We start from the raw sequence: 20,497 nt of genomic DNA, 5'->3' as shown, positions 1-20,497 counted from the left end.
AAAAGCAAAAAGGAAGAGCCACGACAATTTTTCAAAATATCTTTTGGGATTTATCAAGGCTCAATGTGCTCCGGATGTGAATTTTGATTTCATCAAAACTCGCAGCTTGTCGTAGTCACTGTCTTTGGCGGGCACCAAAGCAGTCATTTGGGGGTGTATCCCCGTCATGATGGCTTTCCCTTCTGGTGACTCGTTCAGTTTCATAAACAGATCGCGAAGCTTGGCCACCAGGGAAGCCGAAAGCCTGCCATTGGCCACAAATACGTGATCGGCGACCAAGGGCAGCTCGGCCAAAGCGCGCAAGCCCCTGGGTTCATATTCATGGAACACTTCACTTTTGACCGCCCCCGCGTCGCAGCTGCCTGCAAGTACTGCCAGTGCGACATTCTTGTGCCCCTCCAAAGATTGGTAACTGCCAAGCTTGCTTAATGGAATGCCGGCACGTTCGAGCATGCGTTGGGGCAAAATATAGCTCATGGTGGAGTTGATATCGCCGAACAAAAAGCATTTTCCTCTCAGGTCGGCGAGTGTTCGGAACGGACTGTCTTGCCGGACAACAATCTCGCCCCTCAGGTAGGGATTTCCATCAATCACCTGCCGCGCCAGCAGCGGTTTCTTTCCGAACTTGTTGACCATTTCCACATAGGGGGCCGGCCCCATATAGGCAATGTCGATAGAGTCATCTCCCATGGCATTGATGTGTTCCTTGTAGTCGCGACCAACCCGCACTTCAACCGGGCGACCGATAGCGTGTGCGAGGTAATTCGCCAAGGGGGTAAAGCGGGTGATGATTTCGTCGTGAGGCAAATAGGGGTGTACGCCGAGAACGAGCGGTTCCTGTCCGGCAGGCTGGTCTGCAATTGCTGCATTTGCTGGAGTTCCCAAAGTGAAAACCACTAGCAGAAGCATTCTGACTAGATCACGCATACTCCCCCTTATATGCTTAAGAGAACTGCCAATCCTGATGCTTGTGAAATATTGTATTGCATTACATCACTATAACCGATTCGCCCTGTTCTTAACCATATCCAGCGCCACCGCCTCGGCCACTTCGATACCGTCCACTCCGGCGGAAAGAATGCCACCCGCATATCCCGCCCCTTCGCCTGCCGGGTACAGGCCTTTGATGTTGATGCTCTGGAAATCTTCGCCGCGCCTGACGCGAACGGGTGAGGAAGTTCGCGTTTCCACGCCGGTCAGCACTGCATCTTCCATGGCAAAGCCTTTGATCTGTTTCTCAAAGGCGGGCAGTGCTTCGCGGATGGCGGCGATGGCGTAGTCAGGCAGTGCTGTGGACAGGTCGGCGGGTGTCACACCCGGGGTGTAGGAAGGCGCCACTTCGCCCAGTTTTTCCGAAGGCCGTCCGGCGAGGAAGTCGCCGACCCGTTGCCCCGGTGCGCAATAGTTCCTTCCGCCCAATTCGAACGCGCGAGCTTCCCACTTGCGCTGGAATTCGACACCCGCGAGAACGTCGCCCGGATAATCTTCCGGTGTGATGCCGACAACAATGCCGCTGTTGGCATTGCGCTCGTTGCGCGAATACTGGCTCATGCCGTTGGTCACGACGCGGCCTTCTTCGGAGGTCGCCGCGACCACCGTGCCGCCAGGGCACATGCAGAAACTGTAGACCGAGCGCCCGTTGCTGGCGTGATGCACCAGCTTGTAATCTGCCGCGCCCAGCAAGGGGTTGCCCGCATTGGAACCGAAGCGGGCACGGTCGATGACCGACTGCGGATGCTCGATACGGAAGCCGATGGAGAAAGGCTTGGCTTCCATGTAGACACCGCGCTTGTGCAGCATCTCGAAGGTGTCGCGCGCGCTGTGTCCGACGGCAAGCACGACATGACCGGTCGCGATGCGTTCGCCGTTCGCCAGCACCACGCCGCGCACCTGTCCGTTCTCGATCTCGATGTCCTCCACACGGCTCTGAAAGCGTATTTCCGCCCCCAGCGCTTCCATGTTGCGGCGCATCTCCTCCACCATGCCCACCAGGCGAAAGGTGCCGATATGCGGCTTGCTCACGTACATGATTTCTTCCGGCGCACCGGCTTTCACGAACTCGGTGAGTACCTTGCGCCCGTAGAACTTCGGGTCCTTGATCTGGCTGTGCAGCTTGCCGTCGGAGAAGGTTCCCGCGCCGCCTTCGCCGAACTGCACGTTCGATTCGGGATCGAGCTTGCCTTTGCGCCACAAGCCCCAGGTGTCCTTGGTTCGCTCGCGCACTTCCTTGCCGCGCTCCAGAATGATGGGGCAAAAGCCCATCTGTGCCAGCAGCAAACCGGCAAAGATGCCGCAGGGCCCGGTGCCGATGACAACGGGTCGCTCGACCAGTCCTTGCGGAGCTTGTGCCACAACGCGGTAGCTCATGTCCGGTGCGGTCGCGACATGCGGGATATTCTTCTTGAGCAGCGCCGCTTCATTTGATACCTCAACGTCCACGGTATAAACCAGGACGATGGCGTTCCTTTTGCGCGCGTCGTATCCGCGACGGAAGATCGCATGGCTCTGCAATTCGGAAGCAGTAATGCCCAAGCGCTTCAGAATGGCGGCGGATAAAGCATCTGCGGGATGTTCGAGAGGGAGTCTGATTTCGGTCAGGCGTAGCATGTTGCTATTCTACCCGATGAGAACTGCGCTATCCTCACACCCTCCGATTTTGAGGCTCACATGGCAAAAATAAAAACGGTCTATAGCTGCACCGAATGCGGCGGACAATCCCCCAAATGGCAGGGCCAATGTCCGAATTGCGGTGAATGGAACACGCTGGTGGAATCGGTGGCGGAAGCGCTGCCTGCGGCGGGCAAGAACCGCTACAGTGCGCTGGCGGCATCGGGCAAGTTGCAGCAACTGGCGGAAGTGGAGGCAAGCGAAGTCTCGCGCACGCCGACCGGCATCGACGAATTCGATCGTGTGCTGGGCGGCGGGCTGGTGGAAGGCGGGGTGGTTTTGATCGGCGGCGACCCGGGTATCGGCAAATCCACTCTCTTGTTGCAGGCATTGGCGCATCTCTCCGCCACAAAGAAAGTGCTGTATGTAAGCGGTGAAGAATCGGCGCAGCAGATCGCGCTACGCGCCAAGCGCCTCTCCCTGGATGCGCGCGAAGTGCACCTGCTGCCTGAGATCCAGCTCGAAAAGATTCAGGCCACCGTCGCGCATGAAAAACCCGATGTCGTGGTGATCGACTCCATCCAGACCGTGTATTCCGAACAACTCACTTCCGCCCCCGGTTCGGTGGCGCAGGTGCGCGAATGTGCGGCACAGCTCACGCGCTTGGCCAAGAGCAGCGGCGTGACCATCATCCTCGTCGGCCACGTCACCAAGGAAGGCGCGCTGGCAGGTCCCAGAGTGCTGGAACATATCGTCGATACCGTGCTGTATTTCGAGGGCGATACTCATTCCAGCTTCCGCCTGATCCGCGCATTCAAGAACCGGTTTGGCGCTGTGAACGAACTCGGCGTGTTCGCGATGACCGAAAAGGGGCTGCGCGAAGTGAGCAACCCGTCCGCACTCTTTCTCTCCCAGCACGGCGCACAGGTGGCAGGCTCGTGCGTCATGGTCACGCAGGAAGGCACGCGCCCATTGCTGGTGGAGATACAAGCGCTGCTCGATGATTCGCATTCGCCCACGCCGCGGCGATTGTCGCTGGGCCTGGAGCAGAACCGGCTGGCGATGCTGCTGGCCGTATTGCACCGTCATGCGGGCATCGCCTGTTTCGACCAGGACGTGTTCATCAATGCAGTGGGCGGGGTGAAGATCACCGAACCGGGCGCCGACCTTGCCGTATTGCTTGCCATTGTTTCCAGCTTGCGCAACAGGCCGCTGCCGGAAAAGATGGTGGTGTTCGGGGAAGTCGGATTGGCAGGGGAAGTGCGTCCGGTGCAACGCGGACAAGAGCGCCTGAAGGAGGCCGCCAAACTCGGCTTTACCCACGCGATTATCCCCAAAGCGAATGCGCCCAAGCACAAGATCGAGGGCATGGAGATCATTGCGGTGGAACGCGTGGAAGACGCGGTGGCCAAAATGCGTTGATCAGTTGTTGCAAGTTCCTGAACGCGGTACGCTGTTCCGGGAATAATCGAATCTGAAACCAGTCATTGATTTGCACCATCGCATTTCAATCAAACATCACAAGAAAGCGGTTTAATGTCACACAACCATACTCACGACCACAGCGGACACTCGCATGAAGGACATCACCACCATCATGGCGATCCGAACAATCATGGCCGTGCTTTCGTGATCGCGATTGCCCTGAATACCGCCTTTGTGGCAGTCGAGTTCGCCTACGGCATCATTGCCCATTCGACCGCGCTCATGGCCGATGCCGGCCACAATCTCTCCGATGTGCTGGGCTTGCTGCTGTCGTTGGGGGCGGCGATCCTAGCACGCAAGACGCCGAGCGGACGCTTTACCTACGGGCTGCGCAGCACGTCGATCCTGGCGGCGCTGACCAATGCCATGTTCCTGATGGTGGCGTGCGGGGGAATCGCGTGGGAGGCCATACAGCGCTTTTCGGAGCCCCATGTCGTTGCAGGGCTGACGGTCTCGCTGGTGGCAGTTGTCGGCATCGGCATTAACGGCATTTCGGCATGGTTGTTTGTCAAGGGCAGCAAGGGCGACCTGAACGTGCGCGGGGCCTATTTGCACATGATGGCCGATGCGGTCGTCTCGCTTGGCGTTGCTGTCGCAGGCGTGGTGATGCTGTATACCGGCTGGTACTGGCTTGATCCGGCGGTCAGCCTGGCGATCGTGGCAGTGATCGTGATCGGCACCTGGGGGCTGCTGCGCGAGTCGCTGCAACTGGCGTTGAACGCGGTCCCCGCGCACATCGATGCAGCGGCGCTGGAAGATTACTTGCGCCAGTGCCCCGGGGTCGCCGACATCCACGATCTGCACATCTGGGGCATGAGCACAACAGAGAGCGCGCTGACCGTCCACCTGGTGATGCCGGGAGGTTATCCGGGCGACGTTTTCATGGACGACATCATATGCACGCTCAGGGAAAGATACTCCATCCACCACAGCACGCTGCAGGTCGAACTGGGAACGACGGACCATGTCTGTGTGCTGCACCCGACGGAGACGGCATCGACGCATATTCATTGAGGCGGAAAAATGGGAAAGACTCGTCTGGAAGCATTCAGCGACGGCGTGCTTGCCGTCATCATCACCATCATGGTGCTGGAGATGAAAGTGCCGCACGGCTCCGACTGGCAGGCCTTGCAACCCTTGCTACCCGTCTTCTTGAGTTATGTTCTCAGCTTTGTTTACATTGGCATTTACTGGAACAACCATCACCACATGTTGCACACGCTGCAGCACGTGAACGGCAGCATCCTGTGGGCCAATCTGCATCTGCTGTTCTGGTTGTCGCTGGTGCCTTTCGTGACGGGATGGATGGGGGAGAATCATTTTTCGGCGCTGCCTACCGCCTTGTACGGGGTGGTGCTGTTCATGGCGGCGCTGTCCTACATGATCTTGCAGAAATGCATCATTCTGGCCGAAGGCGGCAAGGATTCCCTGCTGGCCAAAGCGGTGGAACGTGACTGGAAGGGCAAGCTATCGCAAGTCCTGTATGCCGTCGCCATTCCGTCCGCCTTCTGGTACCAATGGCTTGCTGACGGGTTGTATCTGCTGGTCGCCATCATCTGGCTGGTGCCGGACCGGCGTATCGAACGGGTATTGGAAGAATAGCGGTATGGATGATTTTGTTCCCGCGTCAATGCAGCCATGATTCCTTGTGTAGTTATCCGGAGGTGCCATGAAGAAGCTGAAAAATGAAGCAGCCTTGTTCAAGGAAGCGTTTCATGCCGGGGTGAAGTATGCCGAAGGGCGCGGCGTGGTCGAGTTCGAACCGCATGACTCGGCAAGCGAAAAACTTTTATATATCTACAGGCTATTGGTCCACGACAAGGTTATCCAGCCCTTGCCGGAAGACCAGGTGGCTGAAATGACGATGCGGCACAAACTGGCCATCTGGTACTCAAAACAACTGCCCAAGGATCATCCGCTATTGAAGTAAAGGTGCAGATGTTGAATGAACTACACGATCGTGAATCGCGCATTGTTGACAAAATCAATCAACAGTTTGATGATTGACGCGCGTTTTGAGGGCAGCAACAAGAAATGTTTCTCCGCAGGAGCGCTCCATCATGTTCGACATCGGAGAACTCGTCGCACGATCAATTTCATCTACGGCCTTGGCAAACACCCGCTGAATTTTCGAAACGAGGAGGCTTCATGGATAGCGTAGATCTTTCGGTCCTGAAAACCCTGCAAGAGTGGCAAGCAGAAAAGTTTCCGTTGTGGCTGGTGACGGTGGTGGAGACTTTTGGTTCCAGCCCGCGACCCCGGGGAGCCATGCTGGCCCTGCGTGGCGACGGCCTTGCTGTGGGTTCGGTATCGGGTGGATGCATCGAGGACGACCTCGTCAGGCGGGCGCTGCAAGGACAGTTGAAGACTGATTGTTGCGAAGTGGTGACGTATGGCGTCACGCAGGAAGAAGCCCGGAACTTCGGACTGCCCTGCGGCGGGGCACTGCGCCTCGTCATCGAACCGGTACGCGATCCGGACTGGATCGAGCGGGTGCTGCTGTCGGTTCAGGCGCATCGGCTGATCAGCCGCACCCTGCATCTTGAATCCATGCAGATACTGTTGAACGACGCCAGCCGTGCCGACGCGTTCAGTTTCGACGGTGCAAGGCTGACAACCGTGCACGGTCCGCGCTGGCGATTGCTGATCATCGGCGCCGGCCAGACATCCGGCTATCTCGCGCGCATGGCCCAGGCGCTCGATTACCATGTCACTGTCTGCGACCCGGGCGATGAGATGCGCCAGACCTGGAATGTGCCGGACACGGTTCTGCTGAGCGAGATGCCGGACGATGCGGTGCTGGCTTTCCAGGTGGATGCATGCACGGCCATCGTGGCCCTCTCGCACGACCCCAAGATGGATGACATGGCACTGCTCGAAGCGCTCAAGACGCCGGCGTTCTACATCGGTGCACTGGGCTCGAAGGTAAACAATGCGAAGCGGCGCGAGAGGCTGGCATTGTTCGACCTCAGCCAGGAAGAGATCGCACGCCTGCACGGGCCCGTGGGTCTTCCCATCAGCAGTCGCACACCACCGGAGATCGCAGTGTCCATACTGGCGCACATGATCTCCATCAGAAACCGGAAGACCGAATCCAATCAAGTCAGTCAATCCAACAACCAGGAGATATGCTCATGATTTCTTTCAACCTCAACGGCAAGGCCACCAAGGTCGATGTGGACCCCGGTACGCCATTGCTATGGGTGCTGCGCGACCACCTGCATATGACAGGGACCAAATATGGCTGCGGCATCTCGCAGTGCGGTGCCTGCACCGTGCATCTCGATGGCAAGGCGATCCGCTCCTGCGTGACACCGGTTTCCACGGCAAACGGGAAGCACATCACCACGATCGAGGGGCTGGCCGAGACCACGCTGGGCAAAGCCGTGCAGGCTGCCTGGCTGGAGGTGGATGTGCCCCAATGCGGATACTGCCAGTCCGGGCAGATCATGTCGGCCACCGCCTTGCTCAAGGACAATCCGCACCCGAGCGAATCGCAGATAACCGCTGCGATGGAGGGCAACCTGTGCCGTTGCGGGACCTACAACCGTATCCGCTCGGCGATCCAGAAAGCGTCCGAACAACTGGGAGCGGCCAAATGAAAAACACGACCCTGCAAGATTCCTCCCGCCGCGCATTCCTCAAGGATGGCGCTTTATTGATGGGCGGACTGGTGATCAGTTTCTACCTGCCCGTGAAAGGCGGCCGTGCCTACGCCGCCGAAGCGCAACCCAAAGCGGTCTTCCCGCCCAATGCTTTCATCCGCATCGCTGCGGACAACAGCATCACGATCGTCGTCAACAAATCCGAGATGGGGCAGGGTGTCTATACCTCGTTGCCGATGCTGATCGCGGAAGAACTGGAAGCCGACTGGAGCCGCATACGCATCGAGTCGGCACCCGTGGCCGCCGTATATAACCACACGGGCTTCGGCATGCAACTGACGGGTGGCAGTTCCAGTGTTCCTTCGTCATGGGAGCAACTGCGCCGGGTCGGCGCCAGCGGCAGGATCATGCTGGTTCGCGCGGCGGCCCTGCAATGGGGGGTACCTGAAAGCGAATGCCATGCCGAGAACAGCCAGGTGATCCATACCAGGAGCGGCAAGAGATCGAGTTACGGCGAGCTGGCAGACGCAGCAGCCAAACTGCCGCTCCCGGATAGTGTCGAGCTCAAGTCGCCCAAGGATTTCAAGCTGATCGGCAAGCCGGTCAAACGCATCGATACACCGGTCAAGATAAACGGCAGCGCACAGTTCGGCCTCGATGTCTATCTGCCGGGCATGTTGACGGTATTGATCGCACGCAGCCCCGTGTTCGGCGGCAAGGTGAAACGATACGATGCGACCGAGGCCGCCAAGCTGCCCGGCGTGCAGGGGATCTACCAGGTGCCCAGCGGCATCGCTGTGGCTGCCACCGGTTTCTGGCCTGCCAAAACGGCACGCGACCTGCTGGAGATCGAATGGGACGAAGGTCCCGGTGCGGCACTTTCCACGCCGAAGATGCGCACGGAATACCTTGAGTTCGCGAAACAGCCCGGCACAGTTGCACGCAAGGACGGCGATACCGCGCAAGGTTTCAAGGAAGCGCATAAATCCGTCAGCGCCGAATACGAAGTACCCTATCTGGCGCACGCCACGATGGAGCCGCTCAATGTGGTGGTGGACCTGACGCCGGATCACTGCACCATCTGGACCGGCACACAGGCGCAGACCATGGATAGGGGCATGGCGGCAGCGACAGCCGGACTCAAGCCGGAGCAGGTTGAGATACATACCATGTACCTGGGCGGGGGGTTCGGCCGACGCGCCAATCCCCGGTCCGACTTTGTCCAGGAAGCCGTGCAGGTTGCCAAGGTGATCGGCAAGCCGATCAAGGTGGTATGGGCGCGCGAGGACGACATGCGCGGAGGCTACTACCGGCCGATGTGGGCCGATCATATCGAAGCGGCAATCGCAGAGGACGGAAAGCCGCTGGCCTGGAAACATACCATCGTCGGGCAGTCCATCACTGCAGATACCATGTTCGAATCATTCATGACCAAGAACGGCATCGATGCCACTTCAGTCGAGGGCGCATCGACCCTGCCATACATGATCCCCAACCTGCAGGTCGAACTGCACAGCACCAGGAATGTGGTGCCGGTTCAGTGGTGGCGCTCGGTCGGCCACTCGCATACCGCGTTCGTGGTGGAAACCATGATCGACGAACTGGCGCATCTTGCCGGCAAGGACCCGGTAGCCTACCGGCTCGAGATCCTGCCTGCCGCATCCCGCTACAGAGGTGCATTGAATCTGGCCGCGGAAAAATCCGGCTGGGGAAAAAGGAAGTTGCCTGCCGGTCATGCCTACGGAGTGGCGGTGCACCAGTCGTTCGAAAGCTATGTGGCAGAGATCGCCGAAGTGTCGCTGGAAAACGGAAAGATCAAGGTGCATCGCGTGGTGGCTGCGGTGGATTGCGGCATGGTCGTCAATCCGGACGGCGTGCAGCAACAGGTCGAAGGGGCGATCGTCTACGGACTCTCTGCCGCCCTGCATGGAGCGATCACGCTGGAGAACGGCCGCGTGATGCAATCCAACTTCGACAGCTACGCTCCGTTGCGCTATTCCGAAATGCCGCAGGTGGACGTTCATATCGTTCCGAGCAACGAGCGTCCCACCGGCATAGGCGAGCCCGGCACACCGCCGATCGCACCGGCCGTTGCGAATGCCGTATTTGCACTGACAGGCAAGCGTTTGCGCCGCATGCCGTTCGATCAGGAAACCCTTGCCTGATCCGGGTGGAATAGCTGCCGTCGTTCTGGCGGCGGGTGGTTCCAGCCGGTTCGGTTCGGACAAGTTGCTGCATCCGGTCACGCTGCAAGGCGTGACGCTGCCGCTCGCCGCACACAGTCTCCTGCCATGGCTGGAAAACTTCGAGCAAATCACGGTAGTCGTCAGGCCCGGATCGGAGGCATTTCGCAGCGCGATCGCGGCAGCACTCGGGGCAAACAGGCCGGCGTCGATACGCTGGCTTGTATGTCACGAAGCGGCACAGGGCATGGCCGCCAGTCTTGCCTGCGGTGTGCGAGCGAACCGTGAAGCTGCGGGCTGGCTGATCGGGCTGGCCGACATGCCTGCCGTACCGTCGTCAGCAATTGCCGGAGTTCGCGATGCACTGCTGGCAGGGGCGTATCTGTCGGCAACCGTGCATGAGGGCAGGCGCGGACATCCGGTCGGATTTGTCTCTCATTACCGCGATGAGTTGCTTGCGCTGCAGGGCGATGCAGGAGCTCGGCATTTGCTGGAACGCGACAAATCAAATCTGGTGCAAATAGAAATTGGCGATAATGGCATCTTTGCCGACGTCGACATCCCGGGCGATCTGCATCGCTTGTAAAAGCATTTCATCGGATCAGATATTTGGGAGCCAGCTCATGATCACCAGGATAAACGGAATCTTGTTTTTGCTATTGTTGCTTTTGTCCGGCCATGCCAGCGCTGTTCTGTTGCCCAAGGTGGATGAGATGAAACGGCTGGTGGCCGAATCGCCGGTGGAGATCGAAGTGATCGAGCCGCTATTGATCGAGGGCAAGCGCCAGCCGCATGTCGTTTATCTGGGATATCCCGTAGAAAAAGTGCTCCGGGCGATACTGGGCGATCAGTGGAAGACTGCGGCTGGCGAGATAGAATTCAGGGCGCTCGACGGTTATGTTTCGCATATACCGACCGAGCGCTTCGATCAGTATCGTGCTTACCTGGTCTTCGCGAAAAAACACTCGCGTGCGTTCAATGTGAAAAGCCATGCACCAGATGCAAAAAGCATATCGCTGGGTCCTTATTATCTGGTGTGGGACAATATTCGCCAGCCTGATCTGATCGAGGAAGGCGCTACCTACTGGCCCTATCAGGTGAACGAGATCGTGATGTCCGGGGCACTGGAAAAGAATACCGTTTCGGGAGAGATGTCCCAGCCGGCGCATGAACTGGAGAAATACTGCCTCAGCTGTCACCGTGTAAACGGCTACGGCGGAAACAAATCTCCGCTGGATCTGGCCGAGCAGACGAAAATGCTGGGCGAGAAGAAGTTCTATAGCTGGGTGCTGGATCCAACTTCAATCAAACCCGGTACCCAAATGCCTGCTATGGCTGCAGGTATGACTGAACCGGATCGACAAGCGCTTGCCGGGAGGCTATTCGAATACCTGAACAAGCTGCAGGCCGGTGAAAAACCCTGAACTGCAATTCGACAATTTTCAGACAACCACCAATCGACACATGAAAGGATGTTAATGAATCGCAATGTAATCGTGATGAGTCTTTGTGCGGCCGGAATTTCTTTCGGTGCACATGCCACCGAAACAGCGCCTGTCGCGATGGAAAAGCAGGCCGCAGTTCATCAGGAAAACTACGTACCCGGAATGGGCGAAATCATGGGTTCGACGCAGATGCGTCACGCCAAGCTCTGGTTTGCCGGCAAATCCGGGAACTGGGATTTGGCAAGCTACGAACTGGATGAGATCAGGGAAGGAATGGATGATGCGGTCAAATAGCATCCCGTGTTCAAGAAAGACGCGCCGATTGCAGACATACTGGACAAATTCACGGCTCAGCCGCTCAACGATCTGGAAAGTGCGATCAAGGCAAAGGACAGCGTAAAGTTCAGGAAGTCATTCGATCGCCTGACCCGGGCATGCAATGAATGTCACGAGGCCGCGAGTCAGGGGTTCATCGTCATCAAGCGTCCGGGCACCTTGCAATATACCAATCAGGAATTTGCCGTCAGGAAATATTGACCGGACAGAGCTTCAGAATACAGTTTCATGTTGAGCAGATTTTTAACGGAGGCATTAAGGAAATGATTTCAGGATTGGTGCAAATATTGTTTTTCCAGAGCCTGGGAGAGCTGGTGTCGAAGTTCGGATTCCCATCGCTGCCAGGGCCGGTGATCGGCCTGGTCCTGCTGTTGATCTGGCTCGTCATCAACAAAAAGATCGGAGAGTCGCTGGCTTTTGTCGCCGACGGATTCAGCAAATATCTGGGCATACTGTTCGTTCCGGCGGCTGTCGGCGTCGTTCTTTTCCTGCCGCAACTCAAGGCCAATGCGGTCCCGATCGTCGGCGCACTGGTCGTCAGCGTCATCCTGACCATTGCCTGCAGTGCGCTTGTTTTGAAGCTGCTAACCAAAAAGACCGATACCCATGAATGAAAAAAATTCGATCGTAGAAATCTGGGTCTATCTTTCCGGTAGTCCTTTGCTGGCGCTCTTCATCACGCTGGCGGCCTTCCAGATCGGGCTTTTTGTTTATCAGAAGAGCAAACAAAGCCCTCTGGCCAATCCGGTGGCAATTGCCGTGATACTGGTGGCGACATTCATCCAGGTGATCGACATGCCCTATGCTACTTATTTTCAGGGGGCGCAATTCATTCACTTTCTGCTGGGCTCGGCGACGGTTTCCCTGGCGATACCGATATACCGGGGTCTGGGCAGCTTGAAAAAGCGTTCATTCCCGCTGATGGTGGCTTTGCTCGCCGGCGGTGGCGCCTCGATACTCAGCGCGGTCGGCATAGCTACATTGCTTGGCGCAGATAAAACCATCGTCGGCGCCATGTATTCGAAATCCGTCACGGCTCCGATCGCGATGGGAATAGCCGAACGGATCGGGGCTTCGCCGACGCTTACCGCGATCTTTGCAGTTGCCACGGGAATTCTCGGTGCGATCCTGGCGCCGTTTGTACTGAATGCGCTGGGCATGAAGTCATGGTGGCAGAGGGGCTTTCCAATTGGCGTTGCCGCGCACGGATTGGGAACTTCCCGCGCATTCAGCATCAATCACGAAGCGGGTGCTTATGCGAGTCTGGCGATGGGGATGCATGGCATCGTCGGTGCCATTGCCATTCCTGTTCTATTCCATTTTTTCAATAGTTAAGGAAGCACCGATTGAGTTCTTCGCTTGTTGCTAATCCGCACGTACACAAGGGTTGATGCCGGAAGATTTTCACGAATTTAATTGTGGAATAGCCAGCCTGAAGATAAATTGAAGCTGCAGTTCGATGTTAAGATTTGACACATTATTTTTTTCATTCTCAGAGGGGATTTATTCATGCCACACGCGATCCGAATCCATCAAACCGGCGGTCCCGAGGTGCTCAAATGGGAAGAGATCGAGGTCGGCTCTCCCGCCCCCGGCCAGGTCAAGTTGAAGCAAACCGTTGTCGGCCTCAACTACATCGATGTCTATCATCGCACCGGACTTTATCCGGTACCGTTGCCTGCCATACTGGGCACCGAGGGAGCCGGTGTCGTGGAGGCGGTTGGCGAAGGCGTCACGCACCTGAAAGCGGGGGATAGGGTCGCGTATGCGTCGGTGATCGGTTCCTATGCCGAGGCAAGACTTATTGCAGCGGACCGGCTGGTCAAGTTGCCGGGCAACATCGACGACCGCACTGCGGCGGCCATGATGTTGCAGGGCATGACCGCACGCTACCTGATACGCGACATCTACAAGGTCGGTCCGGGCGACACGATACTCATACACGCAGCGGCCGGCGGTGTCGGCTTGATCGTCAGCCAGTGGGCCTCGGCTCTGGGAGCGACCGTCATCGGCACCGTATCCAGTGACGAAAAAGCGGCGCTGGCAAAGGCCAACGGCTGCCACCACACCATCGTTTATACCCGCGAGGATTTCCAGGCACGCGTGCTTGAGATAACCGGCGGGAAGAAATTACCCGTGGTCTACGACTCGGTCGGCAAGGACACCTTCATGAAATCGCTCGACTGCCTGCAACCGCGCGGCCTCATGGTGCTGTTCGGTTCCTCGTCCGGCGCGGTTCCGCCGTTCGATCTGTCGCTGTTGTCGCAAAAGGGATCGTTGCTGGTCACCAGACCGACGCTTGCCACTTTCATTGCGACCAGAGCCCTGCTGGAAGAAAACTCAGCCGACCTGTTCAATGCGGTCAGTTCGGGCAAGGTGAAGATCAACATTAACCAAAGCTATCCCTTGAAGGATACGGCGCAGGCGCACCGCGATCTCGAAGCGCGCAAGACAACCGGATCGACGGTTCTGACTGTATGAGCGTTTCAATTTTCATCCAATAAAATGTCCCGTTGCAGTATGCTTTATCAGGAGCGGCAAGTGTTGCCGCTTCCCTGTTCCTTGTTGGACGTTAACGCATTGCGCCAATTCGTTTTGCAGTCATCCATCTGAATTCTGCGCATCTGATTTTCATAAAAATATTGCGGAACTTCCAGGTCGTATGTGATCAAACAAAGACAGGTTAAATATTCGAATTTCATCCGGGTGGGATGATGGGCACACCGGCTTGAAGAGGGCTGAGTAGCGTATGTTCAGTAAAAGACAGTCATTTATTTGCGCCCGGACTTTTGCGCTGTGGATTGCGGTTGTCGCAGTGATGACGGGATGCGGCGGAGGTTCCAGCCAGACGATATCAGGCCAGGGCAATATCAGTGTGAGCGTGATCGGTTTGCCGGCAAATACTTCGGTGGTTCTGCAAAACAACGGAGGCAATAACCTGACCGTTTCCGCCAATGGCACTTCCAGCTTCAACGGCGTTTATTCCAGAGGTTTGCCCTACGCGATTACGGTATCGACCCAGCCTGCAGGCGCGACCTGCACGGTCACCTCGAATTCCAGCGGTGTTATTCCCAATGCCGCCATCCTCGTTGCAGTCACTTGCATTCAGAATGCGGGCATCGGCACACTTGTACCCGTTCCCTCAGTGACCGGCATAAACCACATCCCCATCACGCTGGATGCGGGCCCGCCTGGAATCGCAACTAGGCAGATCAACGTGCCTTATGTATCTGTCACGGTTTGCCCTCCCAATTCATCCGGAGTGACGCCAGCGTGCCAGACCATTGATCACGTGCAGCTGGATACGGGCTCGACCGGATTGCGGTTGCTCAATTCCGTGTTGTATTCCAACCTTAACTTGCCGTCAGCCAATACAAGTGGTGGCCCGGCGATGGGCGAATGTACGACCTTTGGAATCGGCGTAACGTGGGGCTCAGTTGTTCTCGCTGACATCTATCTCGGAGGGGAAGTGGCGAGCAACGTTCCCATTCAGAACATAGGTGCCCAGCCTGGAGGGGTGACCGCGGTTCCTGCCGATTGTTCCAATACCGGCGCCATACAGATCACTCAGGACGCGCTGGGTGCGAACGGAATACTGGGCGTCGGATTGTTTATCAACGATTGCGATCTCTGCCTTTCGCAGGCCGTACCTGCAACCTATTACACCTGCTATGCGTCCGGTTGCACGAATAGCGCCGTAACTCAATCGCAGGTCGTGCAGAACCCCGTGGCGTCATTTGCGAACGATAAAAATGGTGTGCTGATTCAGCTACCCGCTTTCGCGTCGTCCGGCGCAAATGCACTTAGTGGCACGCTGACTTTTGGCATAGGTACGAGCACGAATAATTTGTTAGGCAGTGCGGTCGTATATGCAACCGATCCATATGGAAATTTCATTACCACATATAACACCGTGAGTACGTCTCAGAGCTTTGTTGATAGTGGTTCCAACGCCTTGTTCTTTGACGATGCGACCATCCGCTTATGTACCGTCAGTACTTGGGCGTACTGTCCTGCAGTGTCGCCGCTTTCATTGAATGCGACTACTGCTGCGGCAACTGGGTTGCCCAGCATTTTGGTGCCATTCAATATCGTGGGTGTAGACCAGCTTGGTTCCAGCGTGGTTGCCGCAAGTATCGGCGGTCCGGCTGGCGGTTATTTCGATTGGGGATTACCGTTCTTTTTTGGGAGATCTGTATATACAGCGATCTCGGGAAGATTCGCAGGTGGGAGTCTTGGTCCTTACTTTGCCTATTGATTGGCGCGTCAGCGTGTTGATTGAAGCTGCTGGCTAGGAGGCGAAACTTACTTCAGGTAATTGTGTTAACAGATTCAGAGGATGAAATGCTAACTCGCATGCACACTGCAAATATGACCGAAGCTCCAACTACTGCTGCACTGAACTGCTCGCTCTCAGGGCTGCTGATGCTGGCTGTGATTTTTTATGCCGCGCCCGCCCGTGCAGTGCTGGGCGGCGATGCCGCAAGCGTCGAGACGGATCGCTTGCGAATGAAGGTGGCGCAGGCTGCCAGCCAGCTGCCATCGGCCAGCGGCAGCTACACCGTGCATGAAACGATCTTGCCTACCGGCACGCGCGTCCGGCAATATGTGTCCAAGGCGGGCACGGTGTTCGCGGTTACCTGGTCGGGGCCGTTCATGCCCGATCTGCATCAACTGATGGGAACGCATTTCGATACCATGATCGCGCGCCAGGCGCAAAACAGGCATGCCGGCCGACGTGTCTACAGCCAGCACGACCCGGATCTGGTGATTGAATCGGGAGGCCGTCCGCGCCACTTCGTCGGCCGCGCATACTTGCCGGCCGCCCTTCCTGCGGGTGTTACAGGGCGGGATATCAAACAATAGGGCAGGCGCTGCGGAGTCGGTTCGATCGCTTTGGTATGTCGTTCGGCTGTTTCAGTAATGACCACAAAAAAAACCTGCTCCATCCGGAGCAGGCTTCCTATGCCTCAGACAGTAAAGTAAATATCACGCCTGTGTGCTGATCACCGATCCGCTCATGTTCTGCACATTTCCAATGTTCTGCATCAGGTTTTGCAGGAAGGTTTGCAATGTGGGGGTATTGGCTGCCGATGCGTTTTGTCCCTGGCTCGCATCCAGAGAACTGACCAGATTCTGGAAGCTGGAATTCAGGCTGCTGATTGCGCTTGAGCCGCTGCTGCTGGTACTGGTGCTAGCGGTTGAAGTACTCTGGCTGCTGGCATTGAGTTGTTGCAACAGATTTTGAATTCCCGCGGCCATTTCCGCACCGCCTCCACGATGACCATGATGGACATGGTTAGTCGAACCTGTGGCAGACGTGCCGCTGGCTGAAGTACTCCCGCTGGTTGTGCTTGCGTCACTGGCTTGTCCAATGGAAGCAAACAGGTTCTGCAGGAATGTCTGTAGTGCTGCATCGGGGCTCTGCGTCGAATTGGCGGATGTCGTAGCGTTGGTTGATGTTGTTGAACCTGTGGCCGATGTTGCTGCTGCTGTGCCTGAGCTGCTCGACAGGCTTTGTTCAAGGGCTTGCACAATGGAATTTATGAAATTCGATTTCCCAACCCCGCCCGAACCGCTGGCGGCACCGCTGCCATCGCTATCGCCGTCAGAATCCGTGCCTCCAACTTGCTGGGTAGAGCCGGTTGAGTTTGTTGAATTGGAAGTCTGTTGCAACCAGGATAGATAGTTTGAACTTGAGATATTGTTAATTGAGCTCATGGCTTCTCCATATGATGTTGGAATTTCAATCGACTGAGATGGTTGTCTCATTGCCAGCATCTTCGGCAGATCATGTGCAATCTAAACGGTGAATAGGAGGTGAAAACCGGCCCAATTCAAAATGTATCAGTCCGGCAACAATCCTGGACGGAAAGATGAAAATAATCATATATAAAACAATATATTAAATACGATGTATTGCGGGAGGTGCAAAAATTGTATTGGAACATTTTCAAAAGAATTTGGTATCAGACTGGTTACAAGAAATATCTTCCAGATACAGCCTGAAAGCATTTTCTATTTGCGATTGATCCCGGTCACCATCCAATGATTCTTTTCGTCTTGCATCAATTCAAAGCGTACAGCATCGCCGACGCGGATATTTCCGGGTAATGGACAGTTCAATGCGAACCACATGTTCATTGCCGGCCAGCCCAGGTCGGCAATGGCTTCATGCGCGATCTGCACTTTCCCTGTTTTCTCATTCACCGCTTTCAGCACGCCGATGCCTTCGTGCCTGCCAGGTTCGGCAGCACGTTGCATGGACATCTGATGTTGCGACATGTTGTGATCTTGATCCTCGGCATGAGCCATTCCATTGCTTGCTGCGATTGCCATTCCTAATGCGATTGCCAACGTTTTCATCGTATATTCCTTTTCGAAGAGTGCGTAAGTTGAAGGGGAAGCAATTTTTTCTGCTTGCGGGCTAAAGTTTGAGGCTACGCAACCGCAGCGCATTCGTAATTACCGAAACCGAGCTGAAACTCATTGCCGCCGCCGCGATGATGGGCGAGAGCAGCAGGCCGAAGAACGGATACAGCACACCCGCAGCCACGGGTATGCCAATGATGTTGTAGATGAACGCGAAGAACAGGTTCTGCCGAATGTTGCGCATGGTGGCGCGGCTCAAGAGCAAGGCACGCACGATGCCGCGCAAGTCGCCCTTGATCAGGGTGATGCCCGCGCTTTCCATTGCGACGTCGGTGCCGGTACCCATGGCGATGCCCACCTGCGCCTGAGCCAGTGCCGGGGCATCGTTGATGCCGTCGCCCGCCATGGCCACGATGCGACCTTGTGCCTGCAGTTGCTTGATAACGGCTGATTTCTGTTCCGGCAGCACTTCTGCTTCGACACGGTCTATTTGCAGTTTTTTTGCCACCGCTTCTGCGGTGATGCGGTTGTCGCCGGTGAGCATGATGACCTGCACACCTTCCGCATGCAGTGCGCGGATCGCTTCCGCCGTGGACTCCTTGACCGGATCGGCCACGCCGACCAGACCTGCAGCCTTGCCGTCGATGGCCAGCAGCATCACGGTCTGGCCGTCGCTACGCAGTGCTTCCGCACGTGCGGGCAAATCGCCTGCATCAATACCCAGTTCTTCGAGCAATTTGAGATTTCCCAACGCGACCGTCCGACCTTCAACGATTCCCATCACGCCTTTGCCGGTGATCGAACGAAATTCGCCGACTGCGACGAGAGCCAGCCCTTTATCCTGCGCGCCATTCACGATGGCCGCTGCCAGTGGATGTTCGCTGGCGCGTTCCAGACTGGCACCCAGCCGCAGCACTACATCTTCGTCGAATCCGGTGAGGGAAATGACAGAGGTCAGTCTCGGTTTGCCTTCGGTCAGGGTGCCGGTCTTGTCCACCACCAGCGTGTTCACTTTCTCCATGGTTTCCAGCGCTTCGGCGTTCTTGATCAACACACCGGCCTGCGCCCCGCGCCCGGTACCGACCATGACGGACATTGGTGTGGCCAGCCCCAGTGCGCAAGGACAGGCGATGATCAGCACCGCCACCGCGTTGACAATGGCGTGCGCCAGGCGAGGTTCAGGCCCCCAGATGCCCCATACCGCCAGCGTGGCGAGCGAAGCCAGTATCACTGCCGGAACAAAATATCCGGCAGCAATATCTGCCAGCCGCTGGATAGGTGCACGCGAACGCTGCGCCTCGCTCACCATGTGCACGATCTGCGCAAGCAGCGTATCGGCACCCACACGTTCGGCACGCATCAACAGGCTGCCGGTGCCATTCACTGTGGCGCCGATCAGGTGCGCGCCGGCTGTCTTTTCTACCGGGATGGATTCGCCGGTCACCATCGATTCGTCCAGTGAACTTGCACCGTCCAGTACTACACCGTCCACCGGTGCTTTCTCGCCGGGACGCACGCGCAGTACATCGCCCGGATGCACCAGTTCCAGCGGGATGTCTTCTTCTTTGCCGTCTGCACGCACGATGCGTGCAGTCTTGGGCGCCAGGCCCAACAGCAGTTTGATCGCGGCGCTGGTCTGGCTGCGCGCGCGCAGTTCCATTACCTGGCCCATCAGTACCAGGGCCATGATCGTGGCAGCCGCCTCGAAATACACCGGTATCAGACCGCCCATGGTGTGCATCGAGGGCGGGAAACTTCCAGGCAACAGCATCGCCACGACGCTGTAGCTCCACGCCACGCCGACGCCGAGCGCGATCAGGCTGAACATGTTGAGGCTGCGGTTAACGATCGATGCCCAGCCGCGCTGGAAGATCGGCCAGCCCGCCCAAAGCACTACCGGGGTGGCCAGTGCGAATTCAAGCCACTGCAATACGGCCATCGAAACAGAACTCGGTATGAGTTTGGGTGCAAGGTCGGATGTCATTGCCATCAGGAATACCGGCAAGGCAAGTACGATGCTTGCCTTGAAGCGGCGAGTCATGTCGTTCAATTCGGCGTTGTCTTCCGAAGGGCCTGCGCGCGGTTCCAATGCCATGCCGCACTTTGGACAACTGCCGGGTTCGTTGCGCACTATTTCGGGATGCATGGGGCAGGTGTATTCGGTGGCATTCGACCTGGTTGCGACAGGATTCACGGGCTTCAACGCCATGCCGCACTTGGGGCAATTGCCGGGGCCGTTTTGTCGAACTTCCGGATGCATCGGACAGGTATACAGCGCAGCGGATTGTTCCTGTGCTGCGGCCTGTGGCTTCAGGTAGGCAGACGGGTTTGCCTGAAATTTGTCCAGACAGTGCTGCGAACAAAAGTAATAACGTTCGGCCGCGTAATCAGCGTGCAGGGTGCCATCTTCTGCAGTGACCTGCATCTTGCAAACCGGATCGGTAGTCTTGGTCGTCATGTCAGT

The 20,497-nt window shown here is 56.9% G+C and carries 21 protein-coding genes; 16 read left to right on the top strand and 5 right to left on the bottom strand.

What is annotated here, in order from left to right:
• Nucleotides 1-60 precede the first annotated feature (60 nt).
• Together phnD and QOY30_RS10090 are read right to left on the bottom strand one after the other, a co-directional pair.
• Nucleotides 61-909 (bottom strand): phosphate/phosphite/phosphonate ABC transporter substrate-binding protein, encoded by an 849-nt coding sequence (gene phnD / locus QOY30_RS10095; RefSeq protein WP_283746054.1) that lies wholly within the window; start codon nucleotides 907-909, stop codon nucleotides 61-63.
• An 87-nt stretch (nucleotides 910-996) separates the two neighbouring features.
• On the bottom strand, nucleotides 997-2,607 hold the full coding sequence (locus QOY30_RS10090; protein ID WP_283744488.1) for an NAD(P)/FAD-dependent oxidoreductase: 1,611 nt from the start codon (nucleotides 2,605-2,607) through the stop codon (nucleotides 997-999).
• Nucleotides 2,608-2,667: 60 nt separating this feature from the next.
• Here QOY30_RS10090 and radA point away from each other — a divergent pair, with 60 nt between their 5' ends.
• The 16 genes from radA to QOY30_RS10010 all read left to right on the top strand — a co-directional run bounded on the left by radA (nucleotide 2,668) and on the right by QOY30_RS10010 (nucleotide 16,527).
• Nucleotides 2,668-4,029: a DNA repair protein RadA gene (radA, locus tag QOY30_RS10085; RefSeq protein WP_283744487.1), complete on the top strand. Its 1,362-nt coding sequence runs from the start codon at nucleotides 2,668-2,670 to the stop codon at nucleotides 4,027-4,029.
• A 114-nt stretch (nucleotides 4,030-4,143) separates the two neighbouring features.
• Nucleotides 4,144-5,106 carry a cation diffusion facilitator family transporter gene (locus QOY30_RS10080; protein ID WP_283744486.1) on the top strand — a complete coding sequence of 321 codons (963 nt, stop codon included), beginning with the start codon at nucleotides 4,144-4,146 and terminating at the stop codon, nucleotides 5,104-5,106.
• Between the two features lie 9 nt (nucleotides 5,107-5,115).
• Nucleotides 5,116-5,694: a TMEM175 family protein gene (locus tag QOY30_RS10075; protein ID WP_283744485.1), complete on the top strand. Its 579-nt coding sequence runs from the start codon at nucleotides 5,116-5,118 to the stop codon at nucleotides 5,692-5,694.
• Nucleotides 5,695-5,761: 67 nt separating this feature from the next.
• Nucleotides 5,762-6,022 carry a DUF5062 family protein gene (locus QOY30_RS10070; protein ID WP_283744484.1) on the top strand — a complete coding sequence of 87 codons (261 nt, stop codon included), beginning with the start codon at nucleotides 5,762-5,764 and terminating at the stop codon, nucleotides 6,020-6,022.
• Nucleotides 6,023-6,240: 218 nt separating this feature from the next.
• Nucleotides 6,241-7,230, top strand: coding sequence for an XdhC family protein (locus QOY30_RS10065; RefSeq protein WP_283744483.1), 990 nt, complete (start codon nucleotides 6,241-6,243; stop codon nucleotides 7,228-7,230).
• Nucleotides 7,227-7,694 carry a (2Fe-2S)-binding protein gene (locus QOY30_RS10060; RefSeq protein ID WP_283744482.1) on the top strand — a complete coding sequence of 156 codons (468 nt, stop codon included), beginning with the start codon at nucleotides 7,227-7,229 and terminating at the stop codon, nucleotides 7,692-7,694. The genes QOY30_RS10065 and QOY30_RS10060 overlap by 4 nt, the downstream gene beginning before the upstream one ends.
• Entirely contained in the window at nucleotides 7,691-9,862 is a 2,172-nt protein-coding gene (locus tag QOY30_RS10055) for a xanthine dehydrogenase family protein molybdopterin-binding subunit (protein ID WP_283744481.1), read from the top strand. Before QOY30_RS10060 ends, QOY30_RS10055 begins: the two co-directional genes overlap by 4 nt.
• Nucleotides 9,855-10,466 (top strand): nucleotidyltransferase family protein, encoded by a 612-nt coding sequence (locus QOY30_RS10050; RefSeq protein WP_283744480.1) that lies wholly within the window; start codon nucleotides 9,855-9,857, stop codon nucleotides 10,464-10,466. The genes QOY30_RS10055 and QOY30_RS10050 overlap by 8 nt, the downstream gene beginning before the upstream one ends.
• 37 nt (nucleotides 10,467-10,503) lie before the next feature.
• Nucleotides 10,504-11,304, top strand: a complete 801-nt coding sequence (locus QOY30_RS10045; RefSeq protein WP_283744479.1) for a cytochrome c family protein — start codon at nucleotides 10,504-10,506, stop codon at nucleotides 11,302-11,304.
• Between the two features lie 54 nt (nucleotides 11,305-11,358).
• Complete coding sequence (locus QOY30_RS10040) at nucleotides 11,359-11,619, top strand: hypothetical protein (protein WP_283744478.1); 261 nt, start codon at nucleotides 11,359-11,361, stop codon at nucleotides 11,617-11,619.
• 6 nt (nucleotides 11,620-11,625) lie between these two features.
• Complete coding sequence (locus tag QOY30_RS10035) at nucleotides 11,626-11,862, top strand: hypothetical protein (protein WP_283744477.1); 237 nt, start codon at nucleotides 11,626-11,628, stop codon at nucleotides 11,860-11,862.
• Nucleotides 11,863-11,924: 62 nt separating this feature from the next.
• Nucleotides 11,925-12,275 carry a CidA/LrgA family protein gene (locus tag QOY30_RS10030; RefSeq protein ID WP_283744476.1) on the top strand — a complete coding sequence of 117 codons (351 nt, stop codon included), beginning with the start codon at nucleotides 11,925-11,927 and terminating at the stop codon, nucleotides 12,273-12,275.
• Complete coding sequence (locus QOY30_RS10025; RefSeq protein WP_283744475.1) at nucleotides 12,268-12,996, top strand: LrgB family protein; 729 nt, start codon at nucleotides 12,268-12,270, stop codon at nucleotides 12,994-12,996. Before QOY30_RS10030 ends, QOY30_RS10025 begins: the two co-directional genes overlap by 8 nt.
• A 174-nt stretch (nucleotides 12,997-13,170) precedes the next feature.
• Nucleotides 13,171-14,142 carry a quinone oxidoreductase family protein gene (locus QOY30_RS10020; protein WP_283744474.1) on the top strand — a complete coding sequence of 324 codons (972 nt, stop codon included), beginning with the start codon at nucleotides 13,171-13,173 and terminating at the stop codon, nucleotides 14,140-14,142.
• 268 nt (nucleotides 14,143-14,410) lie between these two features.
• Nucleotides 14,411-15,919: a DUF3443 family protein gene (locus tag QOY30_RS10015; protein ID WP_283744473.1), complete on the top strand. Its 1,509-nt coding sequence runs from the start codon at nucleotides 14,411-14,413 to the stop codon at nucleotides 15,917-15,919.
• Nucleotides 15,920-16,017: 98 nt separating this feature from the next.
• Nucleotides 16,018-16,527, top strand: coding sequence for a DUF2844 domain-containing protein (locus tag QOY30_RS10010; RefSeq protein WP_283744472.1), 510 nt, complete (start codon nucleotides 16,018-16,020; stop codon nucleotides 16,525-16,527).
• A gap of 123 nt (nucleotides 16,528-16,650) precedes the next feature.
• Here the strand turns inward: QOY30_RS10010 and QOY30_RS10005 are convergent, their stop codons facing one another.
• From QOY30_RS10005 to QOY30_RS09995, 3 genes are all read right to left on the bottom strand, one after another.
• On the bottom strand, nucleotides 16,651-17,382 hold the full coding sequence (locus QOY30_RS10005) for a hypothetical protein (protein WP_283744471.1): 732 nt from the start codon (nucleotides 17,380-17,382) through the stop codon (nucleotides 16,651-16,653).
• A 297-nt stretch (nucleotides 17,383-17,679) separates the two neighbouring features.
• Nucleotides 17,680-18,027 carry a copper-binding protein gene (locus QOY30_RS10000; RefSeq protein ID WP_283744470.1) on the bottom strand — a complete coding sequence of 116 codons (348 nt, stop codon included), beginning with the start codon at nucleotides 18,025-18,027 and terminating at the stop codon, nucleotides 17,680-17,682.
• Nucleotides 18,028-18,088: 61 nt separating this feature from the next.
• Nucleotides 18,089-20,491 (bottom strand): heavy metal translocating P-type ATPase, encoded by a 2,403-nt coding sequence (locus tag QOY30_RS09995; protein WP_283744469.1) that lies wholly within the window; start codon nucleotides 20,489-20,491, stop codon nucleotides 18,089-18,091.
• Nucleotides 20,492-20,497: the final 6 nt, after the last annotated feature.

Source organism: Sideroxydans sp. CL21 (genome assembly GCF_902459525.1).
In the GTDB taxonomy this organism is placed as follows: Bacteria; Pseudomonadota; Gammaproteobacteria; order Burkholderiales; family Gallionellaceae; genus Sideroxyarcus.
Note: the sequence above shows the minus strand (reverse complement) of the source record. Positions and strands in the feature narration are given on the sequence as shown.

What these genes read in the sequence shown, in the direction of transcription:
- QOY30_RS10070 (WP_283744484.1), top strand. Translation starts at nt 5,762, where the DNA reads ATGAAGAAGCTGAAAAATGAAGCAGCCTTGTTCAAGGAAGCGTTTCAT.
- QOY30_RS10025 (WP_283744475.1), top strand. Translation starts at nt 12,268, where the DNA reads ATGAATGAAAAAAATTCGATCGTAGAAATCTGGGTCTATCTTTCCGGT.
- QOY30_RS10065 (WP_283744483.1), top strand. Translation starts at nt 6,241, where the DNA reads ATGGATAGCGTAGATCTTTCGGTCCTGAAAACCCTGCAAGAGTGGCAA.
- QOY30_RS10055 (WP_283744481.1), top strand. Translation starts at nt 7,691, where the DNA reads ATGAAAAACACGACCCTGCAAGATTCCTCCCGCCGCGCATTCCTCAAG.
- QOY30_RS10020 (WP_283744474.1), top strand. Translation starts at nt 13,171, where the DNA reads ATGCCACACGCGATCCGAATCCATCAAACCGGCGGTCCCGAGGTGCTC.
- QOY30_RS10040 (WP_283744478.1), top strand. Translation starts at nt 11,359, where the DNA reads ATGAATCGCAATGTAATCGTGATGAGTCTTTGTGCGGCCGGAATTTCT.
- QOY30_RS10010 (WP_283744472.1), top strand. Translation starts at nt 16,018, where the DNA reads ATGCACACTGCAAATATGACCGAAGCTCCAACTACTGCTGCACTGAAC.
- QOY30_RS10030 (WP_283744476.1), top strand. Translation starts at nt 11,925, where the DNA reads ATGATTTCAGGATTGGTGCAAATATTGTTTTTCCAGAGCCTGGGAGAG.
- QOY30_RS09995 (WP_283744469.1), bottom strand. Translation starts at nt 20,491, where the DNA reads ATGACGACCAAGACTACCGATCCGGTTTGCAAGATGCAGGTCACTGCA.
- QOY30_RS10090 (WP_283744488.1), bottom strand. Translation starts at nt 2,607, where the DNA reads ATGCTACGCCTGACCGAAATCAGACTCCCTCTCGAACATCCCGCAGAT.
- QOY30_RS10045 (WP_283744479.1), top strand. Translation starts at nt 10,504, where the DNA reads ATGATCACCAGGATAAACGGAATCTTGTTTTTGCTATTGTTGCTTTTG.
- QOY30_RS10000 (WP_283744470.1), bottom strand. Translation starts at nt 18,027, where the DNA reads ATGAAAACGTTGGCAATCGCATTAGGAATGGCAATCGCAGCAAGCAAT.
- QOY30_RS10060 (WP_283744482.1), top strand. Translation starts at nt 7,227, where the DNA reads ATGATTTCTTTCAACCTCAACGGCAAGGCCACCAAGGTCGATGTGGAC.
- QOY30_RS10080 (WP_283744486.1), top strand. Translation starts at nt 4,144, where the DNA reads ATGTCACACAACCATACTCACGACCACAGCGGACACTCGCATGAAGGA.
- radA (WP_283744487.1), top strand. Translation starts at nt 2,668, where the DNA reads ATGGCAAAAATAAAAACGGTCTATAGCTGCACCGAATGCGGCGGACAA.
- phnD (WP_283746054.1), bottom strand. Translation starts at nt 909, where the DNA reads ATGCTTCTGCTAGTGGTTTTCACTTTGGGAACTCCAGCAAATGCAGCA.
- QOY30_RS10005 (WP_283744471.1), bottom strand. Translation starts at nt 17,382, where the DNA reads ATGAGCTCAATTAACAATATCTCAAGTTCAAACTATCTATCCTGGTTG.
- QOY30_RS10075 (WP_283744485.1), top strand. Translation starts at nt 5,116, where the DNA reads ATGGGAAAGACTCGTCTGGAAGCATTCAGCGACGGCGTGCTTGCCGTC.
- QOY30_RS10015 (WP_283744473.1), top strand. Translation starts at nt 14,411, where the DNA reads ATGTTCAGTAAAAGACAGTCATTTATTTGCGCCCGGACTTTTGCGCTG.